This window comes from Dyadobacter sp., assembly GCF_051859145.1.
Taxonomy (GTDB): domain Bacteria; phylum Bacteroidota; class Bacteroidia; order Cytophagales; family Spirosomataceae; genus Dyadobacter.
On sequence record NZ_JBHYGF010000597.1, the window covers coordinates 1 to 16,392 of the forward strand.

Sequence of the window (16,392 nt, forward strand, 5' to 3'; positions counted from 1 at the left end):
GCTGTCGTAAGAGAATGGCGTTCCGTCTGCAAATCCATATTCATCAGCCAGACTTCCCAGCGGATTGATAATGTGCCAGCCGCCATTGATCGCCGGGTAGGCGTGCTGCGGCATCGCATTCGGCGCTTGTCCGGATACGTGCTGCAAACTGAAAATGATTTCCCTGCTGTTTTCATTTGCCGTATTGAACAAACCTGCATAATCCGGATCAATGGTATTTTCGCCTAAATCAATGAGCTGTTTGTAAGCAGCCGCTGCTTCTTTAAAGCTTTTTTCACCCAAATACATCCGACCCAGAAAGGCCAGTGCCGCCTGTTTGGTAGCGCGGCCACTTTCGTTTGCTGCCAGTGATTTTTGTCCGGGTAAGTCGGCAGCCGCGGCAGTCAGCTCGTCAATTACGAATTGTACAATTGCGGATTTCGGCGCTCTTTCTACGTTGTTGGCTTCGTCTGGCGTCAGCGTTTTGGTAACCAGCGGAACCGAGCCCCAGTATTGTGACATATAGAAATACTGGGTCGCGCGCAGGAACCTGGCTTCTGCGGTCAGTCTGCGGATAAAAGCTTCGCTCGCAGGTACTTTGCCGATGTTTTCCAGGAAATCGTTGGCAATTGCAATCCTTTTGTAAGAACCTGTCCAGTAACCCTGGATTACATTGTTGTTCGCAGTTAATGTGCCGTCTGTGAGCTTGTTGAAAGTCGAATTGTCACCCCGGCGATCGTATGCATTGTCTGTTGCAAATTCGAGGAATACGCTTCCAAAGTAGCTCCACCAGTCGTTTGGAACCGTGTTGGTTCCATAAGTTATCCCGCCGCGGTACATCCCCGAAAGCGCGATCATTGTATTTGATTCTGAATTCCAGAAAACGTCTTTGGCAAATGCATTGGTCGGAAATTGCTTTAACTGATCGTCGCATGAAAGCAGCGACAGCAGGATCAGTGACAAAATCGATTTACGTAAAATATATGTGGGAATTCTCATGACCTAGAATTTGATATTGACTCCAAAAGTGTAAGTAGACAGGATAGGATAGTAGGTGCCGCTGGTGTTGATCTCGGGATCCCAGCCTTCGCGATAGCTGCTGAATGTGAGCGGATTTTCGATACTTACATAAAGACGCAGGCGGTCGATTTTCAACTGGCTCAGTACAGATGCAGGCAGGGAGTAACCCAGCTGTACATTCTTCACGCGCAGATAAGCCGCATTCTGAACCCAGAAATCGGATTGTACCGTATTTGGTGTGCCGCTGTTGGTAACTACTTCCAGACGCGGATATTCCGGGTAACGCTGCGGATTGGCGGGATCAAACCTTCCTTCCATTTGCCAGCGCTGGATATTCCCCAGATTAAAAAATGCGACACCTGCGTAATTGTTCAACTGGCCTTTGACACCCGCCACGCCTTGCAGGAACAATGAGAAATCGAAGGACTTGTAGCGGAGGTCGGCATTGAAGCTGTATGTATACTTCGGAATCCGGCTGCCGAGGTAAGTGCGGTCGTAGGTAGCATCTACTTTTCCATCGGGTACCCCATTTTGCCCGCTGATGTCTTTGTAACGCAGATCGCCAGGCCGCGCGCCGGGTGTGATCGTAGTTTGATTCGGCCACGCATCGATATCTGCCTGATCGAGGAAGACGCCTTCGGAAAGGTATCCGTAGTACATTTCCATAGGAAAGCCATTGAAGAGCGTCGAACCGTTTCCGACAAATCCATTCGGCTGCCGCACATTGCCAAGTCCCAGCGACACTACTTTATTCTGGATAATGGAAAAGTTTCCGCCCAACGAATAGTTGAGCTTGCCGACATGATCGCGATAAAACCCGTCAAACTCCCAGCCTTTGTTTTGTGCCTCGCCCGTGTTGGTCTCGCTGATCGATACACCAAGTACAGACGAAACGCTTGCAGAGGGTTTGAAAAGAATGTCTGTTGTATTTCTTTGGAAATAGGTTGCATTAAAGCCCAGCTTTCTGTTAAACAATTCTGTCTCAATCCCAAAATCGGTTGTTCTCGTCGACTCCCATTTAATATTTGCATCGCGGTAAGTAGCATACGCAGCACCGGTCGTAATGCCGGTACCGAATGGATAATTGGCGCCCGAGTTCAGCACGGTCTGATAAGGGTAATTCCCGATATTCTGATTACCCAAAATACCCCAGGAGGCTTTCAGTTTTAGATTGGAAAGCCAGGAAACACCTTTCAGGAATTGCTCTTCGGAAATGCGCCAGCCCGCAGCTGCGGAGGGAAATACGGCATATTTGTTATTATCCGGAAAGCGGGAAGAACCGTCGTAGCGTAGTGTTGCTTCCAGCAGGTACTTATTCTCGCGGTTGAAACGCAGTCGCCCGAAGTAGGACTGGATCGCCCATTGCTCACCGTATCCATTGACCTGCTGGTTATCCGCTCCGCCCATATCAATGGCAGTATAATCGTTGCTCGGAAATCCCTGGCGGTACCCTGAAAAGTAGTCACTTTGCTCGTTTTCAAAGGAATATCCCAGCAGAAAGTCGACCGTGTTTTTCTCAAAAGTCCTCGAATACTCGCCCACAAATTGAAGCGTGCGGTAAATTTCTTTATTACGGTCCTGGTTCAATACCGACTGCGCCAGGTTTACTGTCGGGCTCAGGCGCTGGGACGCATTGTAGGAAACACGTTCCAGCAATGCAAAATTGTACCCGCCTATTGCCGAGAGGTTCAACCCGGGGATAGGCTGCCAGTTGAGCTTCATGTTGGTGGTCAGCCGGTTTTGCGGGTTGCGGAAATAAGACGAAGATGCGATCCACGAAACGGGAGTGCCACCACTTTCCGGACCTATACCAAACTCGCCGTTTGAAGCCTGGCCAAGAAAAACAGCCGGGTATCTCACTGCATTCTGGATCAGCTGGTCTGTGAGCTCGCCGCCTTTGTTGCCCGTGGCTTGCGGCTCCTTGCGCAGTTGGGAAGAAGCACCAATGCGCGTGGTCAGTTTGAAATTCTTACCGAGCTCATTTTCAAGGTTAAGTCGCACATTGTAGCGGGTAAAATTGTTCTTCGGAACAATACCGTCCTGACTCAGATAGCCGCCCGAAATAAAGTACTTCGCCCGCTCGTTACCGCCATTAATGTTGACGGTGTGACCGGTCTGAATGCCTTTTTCAGAGAAAAGCATGTCTAGGAATTTGGTATTCGGAAAACGATCCGGATCACTTTGCGATCGGAATTTGGCAATATCCTCAGCCGAATAGGCCGTTGTTCCGGAAGCGATATTGAACATTTCCGCATACTCCCAGGAATTCACGAAATCAGGCAGGCCGGTTGGTTTGTTAAAGCCCACATACCCATTGTAACTGATCTTCGCCTTCGCCTCGCCGCCGCTTTTGGTAGTTACCAGGATCACCCCGTTTGCAGAGCGAGCGCCGTAAATGGCAGCAGAAGAAGCATCTTTCAAAACCGAAACCGACTGAATATCGTCCGGACTGATATCATTGAGTTGTCCGGGAATACCATCGACCAGGATCAGCGCATCGGGAGTAGCACCAAAAGAACCTACGCCGCGAACACGGATCGTGCTCCCATTACTGCCCGGCCGGCCGGAAGCTGTGGTCACGGTTACCCCGGGCATTTGTCCGGCAATGGCCTGACTCACCTGCGTTACCGGGCGGTTTTCGAGCGCATCCGAACCGATCTGCGACACGGAGCCGATCACATTCACCTTTTTCTGCTCACCATAACCTACTACCACGAGTTCATTCAGGAGCTTTTGATCAGAAATGAGCGTGACTTCAAGCCGGGACTGGGTGCCCACTGTAATTTCCTGAGTTACGTACCCGACGAAGGAGATAATTAAAACAGAGCGCTCGCTGACACCGTCCAGACTGAATGCGCCATCGCCAGCGCTGGAAGTTCCTTTGCCAGTTCCCTTGATCAGCACGCTCGCCCCTGGGATACCTTCGCCTTTTTCATCGGTGATTTTTCCGGTTAGAGCGCCAGCAGCCTGGCCTAGACTGGTCTGCACATTCAGAGTCAGCAGCAATGCGGCTGCGCACAGCATGGTGGCGAGCCGCCTCTTTAAGACTGCATTTTGTAAAGTAAAAGATCTGTACATAAGGGTTATAAAATGATAAAAGGGAGCATACCACTGACTGAGGTATGTAATCGATTAAGTCTAGCAAATATATAGGCTTAAAAGACTGGTTTGTATAAAATGATTAAAAAATCTGCGAATAGCGTAGCCACCGGGAGGATAATTGCGTCCGATAGCGGACACTTCCCGTTCTTTTACGGACAAAGTTTTTTGATCCATAACCACTTAAATCTGGTCTGAATGCACAGTTTCGCCACTTCTGTTAAGTGGCACATATTTGTACTATAAAATATAAACTAATCAGGCGGGCTGATGCGACGAACTTATCTGGGAGAATTTGAAGAACTCGTATTACTAATGATCGCCATTCTGGACGGTCAGGCTTACGGGTTAACCGTCAGTCAGGAAATCGAGCAGCATACTGGGCGGATAGTCACCTTAGGCGCCATTCACAACACCTTGATCAGACTGGAAGAGAAAGGCTTTGTACGCTCTGAACTTGGCGGTGCTACCATGGAGCGCGGCGGCAGGCGGAAGCGGCTATTCAAAGTAACAGCGCTCGGGGCAGGCGCATTGCGTGATATACAGCAGTTACGGAGTAAGTTATGGCAGTTGATGCCAGACAATAGTCTAAATACCAGTGCACTATGACTACACCGCAGCCACCCCGCTGGGCCAGAGCTGTGCTCAGGTTACTGCATCCGGACAATACACTGGAAGAAGTGGAAGGCGACCTGGAAGAACTGTATGCATATTGGTACCGTCGCGCAGGAGCCGGCGAGGCCCTGCTGCGTTACCTGTTGAATGTAATTTCCCTGCTGCCACCTTTTGTGCGGAAACGGGCCAGACAATACGAATATGACCAACCTTTTGCCTTGAATCCTGCTATGTTAAAAAACTACTTCAAAATCACGTGGCGCAATATTGTTCGTCAAAAAGCATACTCAGCGCTCAACATTGCCGGGCTGTCCATTGGAATGGGATGCAGTATCCTGATCCTGCTGTGGGTACAGAATGAACTGAGCTACGACCGGTTCCACGCGCAGGCAGACCGCATTTTCCGACTTACTTGTAGCGCCGGCGATTTCAAAGCGGCTGTGAGCCCGGCCGGGATTGCGCGCGGTTTGCAGCAGCAAATGCCTCAGATTGAAGCGAGTGTGCGGCTTAGCAAGCCTGTAACCAGCCTTTTTGAAGCTGGTGAGAAGAAGTTTGAAGAAAAGCGCGTTTTTTTTGCAGATTCTAATTTTCTACGTGTGTTTTCTTTTCCACTACTGAAAGGGAACCCCGTTACTGCGCTCAGCGATCCTGGCGCGCTGCTCATCACAGAGGAAATGGCCAGAAAATACTTCGGGAATAGCGACGCGCTGGGCAAGATACTCAGGAGAAACAATGGGGAGAATTTCAAGGTCGCTGGTGTTCTTGCCAATGCGCCTACCAACTCTCATTTACAGTTTGACTTCATTATCCCGATGTCCAACCTGGCGCGGACAGACAGGGATTTGCAAACGGATACCTGGGGTAATTATAATTTTTACACCTATTTCAGACTTGCTGAAAACACAGATACTTCGCTGCACGCATTGCAAAAGCTGACCGCACGTATGTTCGAGATCTATAAAGCGCACGGACAGCAGTTGAAGATTGCTTTTAATCTGCAACCGCTGACCGACATTCACCTGCATTCCGATATGCAGATCGATCTTCCGGGTCACGGCAACATTCAGTATGTCAACATTTTCTTTGTGGTGGCTATTTTTATTCTGACCGTGGCATGCATCAATTTCATGAACCTGGCCACGGCGCGATCTGCACGGCGCGCCAAAGAAGTCGGATTGAGGAAGGTAGTAGGAGCGGGGCGGTACCAGCTTGTGCTGCAATTCCTGGGCGAGTCGCTGATCTTTTCATTCCTGTCACTTTTCATTGCGATCGGTATTGTCTTTTTGCTGTTGCCGGTATTCAAAATGTTGACCGAAAAGGAACTTACCATTCAGCTTCTCGACGGAAAGCTGTGGCTGAGCTTAACAGGGATTGCATTGCTCACGGGACTAATAGCGGGCAGCTATCCTGCTTTGTTCCTGTCAGGGTTTGCACCTGTAAAAGTGCTTAAAGGTAAAATGAGGGTAGCAGGCGCCAATCTTGTTTTCAGGAATGGACTTGTCGTGGCGCAGTTTGTAGTCGCCATTGTGCTGCTAGTGGGTACTGCTGTTGTGTATAAGCAGTTGAATTTTATCAAAAACAGGAATCTCGGGTTTGACAAATCTAACCTGATCTATGTACCTATGACGGGTGAAATGTGGGGGAAAAAACAAAGTCTGAAAGCCGCACTCTCCCATGAGCCGCTCACTGCCGATTTCTCCATTATCTCAGACTTACCCACCGCGCTTGTGTCAGGTACAACCGACCTGGAATGGCCCGGACAAGTTGCGCCGAACCAGGTGATCATTCCATCACTGGACGTAGACGAGCATTTTGTGGATGTTTTTAAAACCAAAATACTCGCAGGCCGCAGTTTTTCGCACGGATTCTCAGGAGATAGTTCCAGCTACATTATTAATGAAAAAGCAATGCAGGTGATGGGCATGAACCTGCAAAATGCCGTGGGACAAAGTATTATTTTTAGTGAGGTAAAAGGGAATATCATTGGTGTTGTAAAGGATTTTCATTTTAAATCGTTGCAATACGAGGTAGAGCCGCTTGTACTCAGGCTAAATAAATGGGGTGGGTATGTGATAGTCCGTACGCCGGCAGGAAACAACGAAGCGACTATTCAGGCGCTGAACAGACTTAATCAGCAGCTTAATCCTGCTTTTCCATTTACCTATGGTTTTCTGGACAAAGACCTGGACAATCTTTACCGAAGCGAGCAGCAAATGGGCAGTATATTTAATCTTTTTGCGGGACTGGCGATCTTCATTTCCTGCCTGGGTTTATACGGTTTGTCAGCCTTTATGGCCGAGCAGCGAAACAAAGAAATAGGTGTCAGAAAGGTGCTGGGCGCAACTGTTACGGGCGTTGTGGCACTGCTTTCACAGGATTTTTTGAAACTGGTCCTGATCGCGATTGTACTCGCATCGCCAATCGCCTGGTATGCAATGCACAAATGGTTGCAGGATTTCGCCTACCAAACAAGCATTGATTGGTGGGTGTTTGTACTGGCAGGAGCTGTTGCTACTTCCATAGCTCTACTAACCGTGAGTTTCCAGAGCATCAAAGCTGCATTAATGAACCCGGTGAAGAGCTTGCGGAGCGAGTAGTGGGTGTCCTGCAGCGTTGATCATGACAACCGTTAAACTTTTTCTACCGTTTGATTATTGGTCTCTCATATTTATTGAATCATTTTTTACATTTGAAATGTTAACTATGCTGAGGAAGAGTTTTTGTTAGCGCTTCATGGGATAGGATATACACACTTGATCAATGATTTAATCTCAATTAGTATGGAAAATAGTAAAATTCCGACCGTAGTAAGCGATAATGCGGTCGCTGCTATCATTCAAGCGGTTGTCGAGAAAAAGGAATGGGTTAGAAAAGTTCAAGCTGGAAAGCTTACGTATACAAAAGGAAAACGGATTGCTTGAACACTACCCGCTCTACTTAGCCCAAGAAGAAACCAGTTCGCCTGTCTACATCTTCGAATCCGATCTTCATGGCGAATATTACATCTCCTTTACTCCTGCCAAACATCGCTTTACTGATCAGTGCGACGTTTGTAACCTGATCTATGAGGTAAATTTTACGCCGGTTTCTCCCAAAGACCCAAAGAAAGGAAAAGACCCCAGAATTGAAATTACCATATTTAAAGCCATTTCCATTTTTATGGAGGAGTTTGGTTGCCCCATTCTCTATGTTTGTGATGCACAAGATATGCGGCACGCATGTCGTTCAAAATTGTTCATAAAATGGTTTGAAAACGCTGATCCAAGTAAGTACCGACACAGTTGTGTAAACGTAACCTCATTTGAAACCTCATTGATTTTAGGCATAATCGGCTTTTCATCTGACCCCCATTTTGACAAGTATTTCAATGAACTCTACTCATATACAGACAGCGGGCAGTAATCTGGCTTAATCCTTTGAAATATATCAGGAAAGAGGTGTCGCTCTTTAACACGTTCGTGGCAGCGAGGTTGAAGTAATTGAAAGATATTACTAGTTAATCAGCAGTATTTACACTATCTGCATTCTTTTTATTAAAAAAATTCATCGCACTGGATAGTAGTGTCCTGGCAAAATTTCCAGGAATCGTTCAATAGACACCAACTATCAAACGATAGAATTAATCAATTTTCATTATAATACCCAAAAACATAACTTGCCGACCTGCATTGAAATCCTGTGCAGGTAGTGACAGTAAATTCTGAACTTACAATATGGAAAACGAAGCAAACGACATTAGCAAATGCCCGTTTCACAACGGCACTATGAACAACAATGTAGGCGGCGGTGGCACACGCAACCGTGATTGGTGGCCAAATCAGCTTAAACTGAACATTTTGCGTCAGCATTCCTCCAAGACAAACCCGATGGGCGAGGACTTCGACTATGCAGAAGCGTTCAAAAGTCTCGACCTCGCTGCTGTAAAGCAGGATCTGCATGCGCTTATGACCGATTCGCAGGATTGGTGGCCGGCTGATTTCGGACACTACGGTCCATTGTTCATCCGCATGGCGTGGCACAGTGCAGGTACTTACCGCGTATTTGATGGCCGCGGAGGTGGTGGATCGGGACAGCAGCGTTTTGCGCCGCTGAACAGCTGGCCGGATAACGTGAGTCTTGACAAAGCGCGTCGGCTGCTTTGGCCGATCAAACAGAAATATGGAAATAAGTTATCCTGGGCGGATCTCATGATCCTGACGGGTAATGTGGCCCTTGAATCAATGGGCTTCAAAACGTTCGGATTTGCCGGCGGACGCGCTGATGTTTGGGAGCCGGATGAAGACGTTTATTGGGGAGCGGAAAAAACGTGGCTTGGTAATGACCGCCGGTACCCTCAGGGAGTTCCGGGCGTAGCCGACCGCGGTGTAGTATCTTCCGATGAAGATGCAGGCCGGGGCATTCACTCGCGTGACCTGGAAAAGCCGCTTGCCGCTGCACACATGGGGCTTATTTACGTGAATCCGGAAGGTCCGGACGGAACACCTGATCCGATTGCATCTGCAAAAGATATCCGTGATACATTCGGTCGCATGGCGATGAACGACGAGGAAACAGTCGCGCTGATCGCAGGCGGACATAGTTTTGGTAAAACACACGGTGCGGCTCCTTCCGAGCACGTGGGTAATGAGCCCGAAGCGGCAGATGTGGAATTGCAGGGTCTGGGTTGGAGCAACAGCTTTGGCTCAGGAAAAGGTCCGGATACAATCACCAGCGGCTTGGAAGTAACCTGGACCGCCACACCGACGCAATGGAGCAACAATTTCTTTGAGAACCTTTTTGGTTTTGAATGGGAATTGACGAAGAGTCCGGGTGGCGCACATCAGTGGGTAGCTAAAAATGCAGAACCTATCATCCCTGATGCTTATGATAGTACCAAAAAGCATGCTCCGACTATGCTTACTACTGACTTAGCGTTGCGTTTTGATCCGATTTATGAGAAGATATCAAGGAACTTCCTTGAAAACCCGGATGCATTCGCAGACGCATTTGCCCGCGCCTGGTTCAAGCTGACGCACCGGGATATGGGACCACGCGCCCGCTACCTCGGCCCGGAGGTACCCGAAGAAGTATTGATCTGGCAGGATCCTGTTCCGGCTGTTGACCATGCGTTAATCGATGATGCAGATGCAGCAGCATTAAAGTCGAATATTCTGGCTTCGGGCTTGACGGTATCTGAGCTGGTATCTACTGCCTGGGCTTCTGCAAGTACATTCCGCGGCTCCGACAAGCGCGGTGGCGCGAATGGCGCACGGGTAAGGCTCGCGCCTCAGAAAGATTGGCAGGTAAATAATCCAATCCAGTTGCAAAAGGTACTGAGCACGCTGGAAAGTATTCAGGGTGAATTTAACAGCATTCAGACTGGTGGAAAGAAAATATCCCTCGCCGACCTGATCGTGCTAGCTGGCTGTGCTGGCGTTGAGAAGGCCGCGCAGGATGCCGGTCACGCGGTTCTGGTTCCGTTTACCCCCGGCCGCACAGATGCTTCACAGGAGCAGACTGATGTGGAGTCAGTTGCATACCTTGAACCGGCTGCTGACGGATTCCGTAACTATCGCCTTACAAAAGCGGATGTGGCTACGGAAGAGTTGCTGATTGACAAGGCGCAATTGCTCACGCTGTCTGCGCCTGAACTGACGGTACTTGTAGGTGGAATGCGGGCGTTAGGCGCCAATTTTGACGGTTCTAAAAACGGCGTTTTCACGTCACGCCCTGGTGTTCTTACCAACGATTTCTTTGTTAACCTGCTTGATATGCGCACGGCGTGGAAAGCTATGGGAGAAGACAGGGAAACGTACCTCGGTACCGACCGCGCCAGCGGCCAGCCAAAATGGACTGCAACCCGCGCTGATCTTGTTTTCGGTTCAAACTCGGAGCTGCGCGCCATTGCAGAAGTATACGCCAGCGCAGACGGTCAGGGCAAGTTTGTAAAAGACTTCGTTGCAGCCTGGAACAAGGTTATGAATCTCGACAGGTTTGATCTTGCAAAATAGCGCAAATGCAGCCGCATCGCGGCGAAACATCGGTAGGAACATGTAAAAACAGAGGGGAGTAAATCCCCTAGGGATGTAACAACAATCCAAAGCATTGTTTTTGCTTCGCCAGATTCTCTTGTATAGCTTCCATGCAGACGCTCCGGTTTTCCGGGGCGTCTTTTTTTATTGCTTTATTCCTTAACAAAATTTTAACCAAAAATATTTGCGTAGTCAGATAGCTACATTTATATTCGTAGCCAAATAACTACATAATGAATTTAAGAAGAGACGTATTCCAGGCTATTGCCGACCCGACAAGGAGGGCGATCCTGATGCTGGTTGCCACGCAGTCGCTGACAGCCGGTGCGATCGCGGCTAACTTTGACTCGGCCCGCCCCACCATCTCCAAACACTTATCCATCCTGACCGAATGCGAACTGCTTGAACCGCAGCAGAATGGGAGAGAAGTGTACTACCATATCAATGCGAAGAAGATGAAAGAAGTAGCCGATTTTATCGAGCCTTTCCGGCAAATGTGGGACGACAGGTTTAACAAACTGGAAGCAATCATGAAAAATTATAAACCCAAAGAATAAGAACAATGGAGAGAAAAACCAGAGTGGATGCCGAAGAAGGTAAACAGGAAATTGTAATCACCCGGGAGTTTGATCTCCCGCTGGAACTGCTTTTCAAAGCCTATGTTGAACCTGACATTGTGGCCCAATGGATGGGAACGAAGGTGCTGAAACTGGAAAGCCGGAAGCATGGTGCTTACGAGTTCGAGACTTCTGATCCGCAGGGTAATGTCGTTTTTCGCGCCAATGGAGTGATTCCGGAGTTTGTTCCAAATGAAAAGATCACACGGACTTTTGAAATGGAAAACGTCATTGCTACGGCGCCTTCACTCGCCGTGCAGCTTGAATTTCTGGAATTCGAAAAACTAACCGAAGGTACCAGCAAGCTTACTATGCAGATCATCTACAAATCAGTCGAGCTACGCGATCAAATGCTGAAAATGCCTTTTGCATACGGATTGAACATGGCACACAACCGTTTGGAGGAAGTTGTAAAACAGTTGAACTAAAACGATTATGGAAAAACGAAACAGAATTATTTACTGGATTGCCACGATCTGGCTTGCGCTCGGAATGACCTCGACCGGCATTGTGCAGATTATAAAAATGAAAGAAGAAGCGGATATGATGACGCATCTGGGCTACCCGGATTATTTCATGACCATAATTGGCGTCTGGAAAATTCTCGGTGTGGTTGTATTGCTTATTCCAAGGTTTCCTCTCTTAAAAGAATGGACTTATGCAGGCTTTTTCTTCGCCATGTCCGGCGCGGTATTCTCGCATTTGGCAGTTGGTGATGCGGCGAAAGATCTTTTCGGGCCGGTGCTGCTGATCGTGCTCACCATTGTTTCCTGGTACTTCCGCCCCGCGGAGCGGAGGCTGATTGCGTCGCAGCATTTAACTAAGGCAATGTGAATTCAAGCAGGTAACTCTACAAAAAACGTTGTCCCGTCATCTGCGGACTCAAACCAGATCCGGCCGCCGTGGGCTTCTACGATTTGCTTGCAAATGGAAAGTCCGATGCCAAATGATTGTTCCCCGGCCGTGCCCGATCGTTTGGCGCTGCTTAAATGGACGAATATCTGGTCTTTCAGTTCCGCCGGTATCCCGATCCCATTGTCCTGAACAGTCAGTAGTACCTTTTTTGTTTGTACCTGTAAAGCAACGCGGATTGTTCCGCCTGCCTGAGAAAATTTGATCGCATTGCTCAACAGGTTGCAGAACACCCGCCAGATCTTTTCGCGGTCGACAGGTATTGCTACCTTTTCGAATTGATAGTCAATTTTCTGATGTTTTTCACTGGCCTTGTAGCTGAGCATATCAATGCACGATTGCACGATTTCCTCTAAGGCAACTTCGCTTTTGATGATCTTATCGCGGTCCGTCGTCGATTGCAGGATCTGTCCGATCAGTCCGTTTGCCTTTTGTCCCGCCTCCTGAATGCCCGTGATAATTTCCTGCTGATCAGCCGACGGGTCCAGGTCCCAGAAGAGCAACTGCGAAGCCGACATCATGGATGCGATCGGGTTGCGAAGGTCGTGGGCGATGATTTTTAAGACTGCTTCATTTTCCATTTCGGCCTGTTCCAATGCATTAACAGTATCCTGCAAAACAATGTTACTCTGCGTAATGGCGCGGTTTAGCTCAGTCACGGCGCGCAGGTTGGTGGCACTTTTCTGCGCGCTTCGCCAGATCAGGTACACGATCACGCACAGCGAAATGGATATGATAATGGCAAAATCGAGAATGACTTTCTGGCGTGCATCCTTTTCCGCTTCAAGATCTATCTCGTGCTCCCGCTGGATCTGTTGCAGGAACTGGCCCACGTCGCTTTTTTTCTCTGCATTGCGTTTAAGCTCATTGATCCGCTCATCTTCCATGTTGGCGAGAAACAGTTTACCAGCCCTTTCAAAATCTTGCAAACCATAAGAAATAGCGGCTTGCAACTTTATGTGCAGTCTTTTGGATTCCGGATCAGGCGCATTCGTCAGACTTTCGAGCGTATCCAATTGTGCCTGGGCCTGGGTAAATTGTTCGGTATCAATGTAAATCTTTGTCAGTATCAGCCTCGATTCCTGCTCCACTTCCAGCGACCAGTCTATCTCATTGTCGTGCTGCAGACAACGTTTGATCAGACTTTCGGCAGTCTGCGTCTCGCCTTTCAGTGCGTAAGCTTCGGCTTTGTTTTTCAGGATAACCAGCCTTGCAAAGCGGATAAACTTCTGTTCACGCGGGAATTCTTTTGCATGGGCGGTAATGAAATTCTCTGCTTTTTTAAAGTATTCCAAAGCAATATCCGGCTCGTTCCGGTGAATATGTGCGATGCCAATGTTCCGCAGGCTGCCTTGCTTTTCAATGAATTGCAGCTGAAAATTCTCTTTATCCGTGCATTCGGCGAGCTCTTTCAGTTCCTGTTTCCAGTACTGGATCGCCTGGTAGTAATTTCCTTCCTCGTAGGAAATGTTCGCGATCCGGCTGCTGTACCGCGCACATTCACAAATCTCGCCCAAAGCCAGCAAAAAGGATTTTCCATTATAATAGTTGCGGTAAGCTCTGTAATATTCCTTTTGTTTCAGCAGATCGTCGCCTCTCAGCAGCAATGCACGGGAGTAGTCAATCGGGTTTTGCTTACGGATTTGTGCAGAGGGAAAAAGTTGCATGAGGCTGTCCGTGTACAGCAACCCGTCTGCCGCCCTGGTGGAATCGCGTTGGCTGAGTACTTTCATGAACTTGTAGTACTGTACCCGGTCTGTAAGGTTGAGCGTGCCCAAAGTTGCCACCAGGGAGTCGAGCTTTTTGACAGATTCTTTTATCCCTATCTTCCTGGAATTCCGGTCGAGACTGTCTATCCAAGTTTTAAGTTGTTCATTCTGCATCGATCTCCCGGATTCCCTGCACGCATTCAGGCCGGAGATTAATGTAAGTAAAAGCAGAAAAATGATAAACGGACTTGCAGGTATAAACTGATGAAATCGCTTGTTCATTGCGGTGAAAGCCAATCAATATGTCGGCTTAAGTGGGATCGGAGTAGATTAATGCAGACTAACACGAGTGAAATACAACTGTTTGCATAACTGCAAACAGAAACTGAACAGAAAGCTACACACAAATTTTTAAGCAAAATTGTAGAAAAACTTGTGTAGTCACTTGGCTACCTATATTTTAGTAGCCAAATAGCTACGCAATGCATTCGTGAGAAAAGGTGAAACGCATACTTTAAAAAGCAAAACAGCTTCAATGCATGTTCGTGAAAATTCGTGCATTCGTGGTATCAAACATGTGTATTAAAATTAATCCAAAGCATAAAAGAACCAACTGCCAAAATGAAAGCAACAAAAAAGCAACTATCTGCCGACCAGGCCTCCGAGCTGCTGGCAACGCTCAAAGCTCGTTTCGAAAAAAACAAAAACCGCCACAAAGGCATTGAATGGGAGCAAGTACAGGCAAAACTGGAAGCTGAACCTGCAAAATTGTGGACGCTGGACGAAATGGAAGTAACCGGCGGCGAACCCGACGTGGTGGGAATGGATAAAAAAACGGGGGAGTACCTGTTTTTTGACTGCTCCCCCGAGACACCCAAAGATCGGAGAAGCTTGTGCTACGACCGACAAGCATGGGAATCGCGCAAGGCGAACAAGCCTGAAAATACAGCGATGGACGTGGCTGCCGAAATGGGTATCGAGCTGCTGACGGAGGAAGAATATCAGGAATTGCAGCAGCTGGGAAATTTCGATCAAAAGACATCAAGCTGGCTGAAAACACCCGAAGACGTGCGCAAGGCAGGCGGCGCAATCTTCGGCGACCGCCGCTTTGGGAGGGTTTTCATTTACCACAACGGAGCAGACTCCTACTACGCAGCCAGAGGCTTCCGTGGCGTACTGAGGGTATAGCAATCCATGCAGCAGATTGAAGTAAAAAGATGCAGGCCTTACCAACTAAGTGACGCTTCCATGGCGGGTTTCACGATTTCATGTGTAAATTCCCTCCATGTTCCCCATTGCTTTTGACCCTGTATATAAGTACCCGGTGCCGGAAGGTCACCGTTTTCCTATGGATAAATACGAGCTGCTGCCCATGCAGCTCCTGCGGGAAGGTATCGCCGCGGAGACTGATTTTTTCAGTCCGGCGCCGGTTGATTTGGAATATGTATATGCTGTGCACGAGCGGGATTACATCGAAAGGCTGGTCCAGGGCAAACTGAGCAGGCAGGAAATGCGGCGCATCGGTTTTGAGCAAAGTGCATTGCTGGCTGAGCGCGAGTTGCGGATTACTAACGGAACTGTGCTGGGTGCTCTTAAAGCACTGGATAGTGGCTGCGCTTTCAACATCGCAGGCGGCACGCACCACGCTGGCTACAATTTTGGTGAAGGTTTCTGCATGATCAACGACCACGCAGTCGCGGCGCAGTACCTGCTCGATCACGGCAAAGCAAAGCAGGTGTTGATCATCGACCTGGACGTGCACCAGGGGAATGGTACCGCAAACATTTTCCTCAACGAACCCCGTGTTTTTACTTTTTCCATGCACGGAAAAAACAACTATCCATTCAGAAAGGAACGCAGCGACCTTGATGTCCCGCTGGAAGACAAAACCAACGACGCCACCTACCTGCGGCTGCTGGAAGAAAATCTTCCCGACCTGATCAGCCGCATTAAACCCGATTTCCTTTTCTACCAGGCGGGCGTCGACATTCTTTATACAGACAAAATAGGCCGGATGGCGTGTACGGTGGAAGGCTGCCGCATGCGCGACCGGCTGGTTTTCGGACTGGCTGCACAGCATCGCATACCGTTGCAGGTGAGCATGGGAGGCGGCTACTCACCCCAGTTACGCACCATTCTGAATGCCCACGTGAACACATTCCGTTCCGCCGCCGAGCTTCTGTAATCGCTTCAAAAAATTTTTTTGCTGAGGTACATTGATTTATCGATTTCGTATTTAACTTTGAATCACAAAGTACTTTGGTTAACACGACAAAATGAACTTTCTATGCGCGAACAAATCCTGTTGAACATCGACAACCCGGGACAACTTGAGAAGCTGTACCGGAACAACAAGCCGAGCTTTAAGTCGGCATTTAACGACCTTTATCCTCAGTTGCGCGAGAACATGCTCGCGGAGACCTGGTACCA

13 protein-coding genes are annotated in these 16,392 nt (G+C 48.5%); 10 read left to right on the forward strand and 3 right to left on the reverse strand.

Going from position 1 to position 16,392, the window contains the following annotated elements; translation table 11 throughout:
- Nucleotides 1–978, reverse strand: a 978-nt coding sequence (locus ACTIE6_RS26295) for a RagB/SusD family nutrient uptake outer membrane protein (protein WP_439559459.1), incomplete at its 3' end; no start/stop codon positions are given.
- 3 nt (nt 979–981) lie between these two features.
- On the reverse strand, nt 982–4,077 hold the full coding sequence (locus ACTIE6_RS26300; RefSeq protein WP_439559460.1) for a SusC/RagA family TonB-linked outer membrane protein: 3,096 nt from the start codon (nt 4,075–4,077) through the stop codon (nt 982–984).
- A gap of 291 nt (nt 4,078–4,368) precedes the next feature.
- Between ACTIE6_RS26300 and ACTIE6_RS26305 the strand changes: the two genes are divergently transcribed.
- The 8 genes from ACTIE6_RS26305 (at nt 4,369) to ACTIE6_RS26340 (ending at nt 12,175) form a co-directional block, all read left to right on the forward strand.
- A complete protein-coding gene (locus ACTIE6_RS26305) occupies nt 4,369–4,707 on the forward strand; it encodes a PadR family transcriptional regulator (protein ID WP_439559461.1) in 339 nt (112 codons plus the stop codon).
- On the forward strand, nt 4,704–7,310 hold the full coding sequence (locus ACTIE6_RS26310; protein ID WP_439559462.1) for an ABC transporter permease: 2,607 nt from the start codon (nt 4,704–4,706) through the stop codon (nt 7,308–7,310). Before ACTIE6_RS26305 ends, ACTIE6_RS26310 begins: the two co-directional genes overlap by 4 nt.
- 183 nt (nt 7,311–7,493) lie before the next feature.
- Entirely contained in the window at nt 7,494–7,634 is a 141-nt protein-coding gene (locus tag ACTIE6_RS26315) for a hypothetical protein (RefSeq protein WP_439559463.1), read from the forward strand.
- Nucleotides 7,627–8,115 (forward strand): DUF6169 family protein, encoded by a 489-nt coding sequence (locus ACTIE6_RS26320; protein WP_439559464.1) that lies wholly within the window; start codon nt 7,627–7,629, stop codon nt 8,113–8,115. Before ACTIE6_RS26315 ends, ACTIE6_RS26320 begins: the two co-directional genes overlap by 8 nt.
- A gap of 311 nt (nt 8,116–8,426) precedes the next feature.
- The gene (gene katG, locus ACTIE6_RS26325) at nt 8,427–10,703 is read left to right on the forward strand and encodes a catalase/peroxidase HPI (protein WP_439559465.1); all 2,277 of its coding nucleotides are present in this window, start codon (nt 8,427–8,429) and stop codon (nt 10,701–10,703) included.
- A gap of 254 nt (nt 10,704–10,957) precedes the next feature.
- Nucleotides 10,958–11,281: an ArsR/SmtB family transcription factor gene (locus ACTIE6_RS26330; protein WP_439559466.1), complete on the forward strand. Its 324-nt coding sequence runs from the start codon at nt 10,958–10,960 to the stop codon at nt 11,279–11,281.
- Nucleotides 11,282–11,286: 5 nt separating this feature from the next.
- Nucleotides 11,287–11,769 (forward strand): SRPBCC domain-containing protein, encoded by a 483-nt coding sequence (locus tag ACTIE6_RS26335; RefSeq protein WP_439559467.1) that lies wholly within the window; start codon nt 11,287–11,289, stop codon nt 11,767–11,769.
- A gap of 7 nt (nt 11,770–11,776) precedes the next feature.
- Nucleotides 11,777–12,175 (forward strand): DoxX family protein, encoded by a 399-nt coding sequence (locus tag ACTIE6_RS26340; RefSeq protein WP_439559468.1) that lies wholly within the window; start codon nt 11,777–11,779, stop codon nt 12,173–12,175.
- Nucleotides 12,176–12,177: 2 nt separating this feature from the next.
- On the opposite strand, the gene ACTIE6_RS26345 is transcribed toward ACTIE6_RS26340, so the two are convergent.
- Nucleotides 12,178–14,244, reverse strand: coding sequence for a sensor histidine kinase (locus ACTIE6_RS26345; RefSeq protein ID WP_439559469.1), 2,067 nt, complete (start codon nt 14,242–14,244; stop codon nt 12,178–12,180).
- Nucleotides 14,245–14,583: 339 nt separating this feature from the next.
- On the opposite strand from ACTIE6_RS26345, the gene ACTIE6_RS26350 reads away from it, so the two are divergent.
- Nucleotides 14,584–15,150, forward strand: coding sequence for a DUF4256 domain-containing protein (locus ACTIE6_RS26350; protein WP_439559470.1), 567 nt, complete (start codon nt 14,584–14,586; stop codon nt 15,148–15,150).
- A gap of 97 nt (nt 15,151–15,247) precedes the next feature.
- Nucleotides 15,248–16,147: a histone deacetylase family protein gene (locus tag ACTIE6_RS26355; RefSeq protein ID WP_439559471.1), complete on the forward strand. Its 900-nt coding sequence runs from the start codon at nt 15,248–15,250 to the stop codon at nt 16,145–16,147.
- The last annotated feature ends 245 nt before the right edge of the window (nt 16,148–16,392 follow it).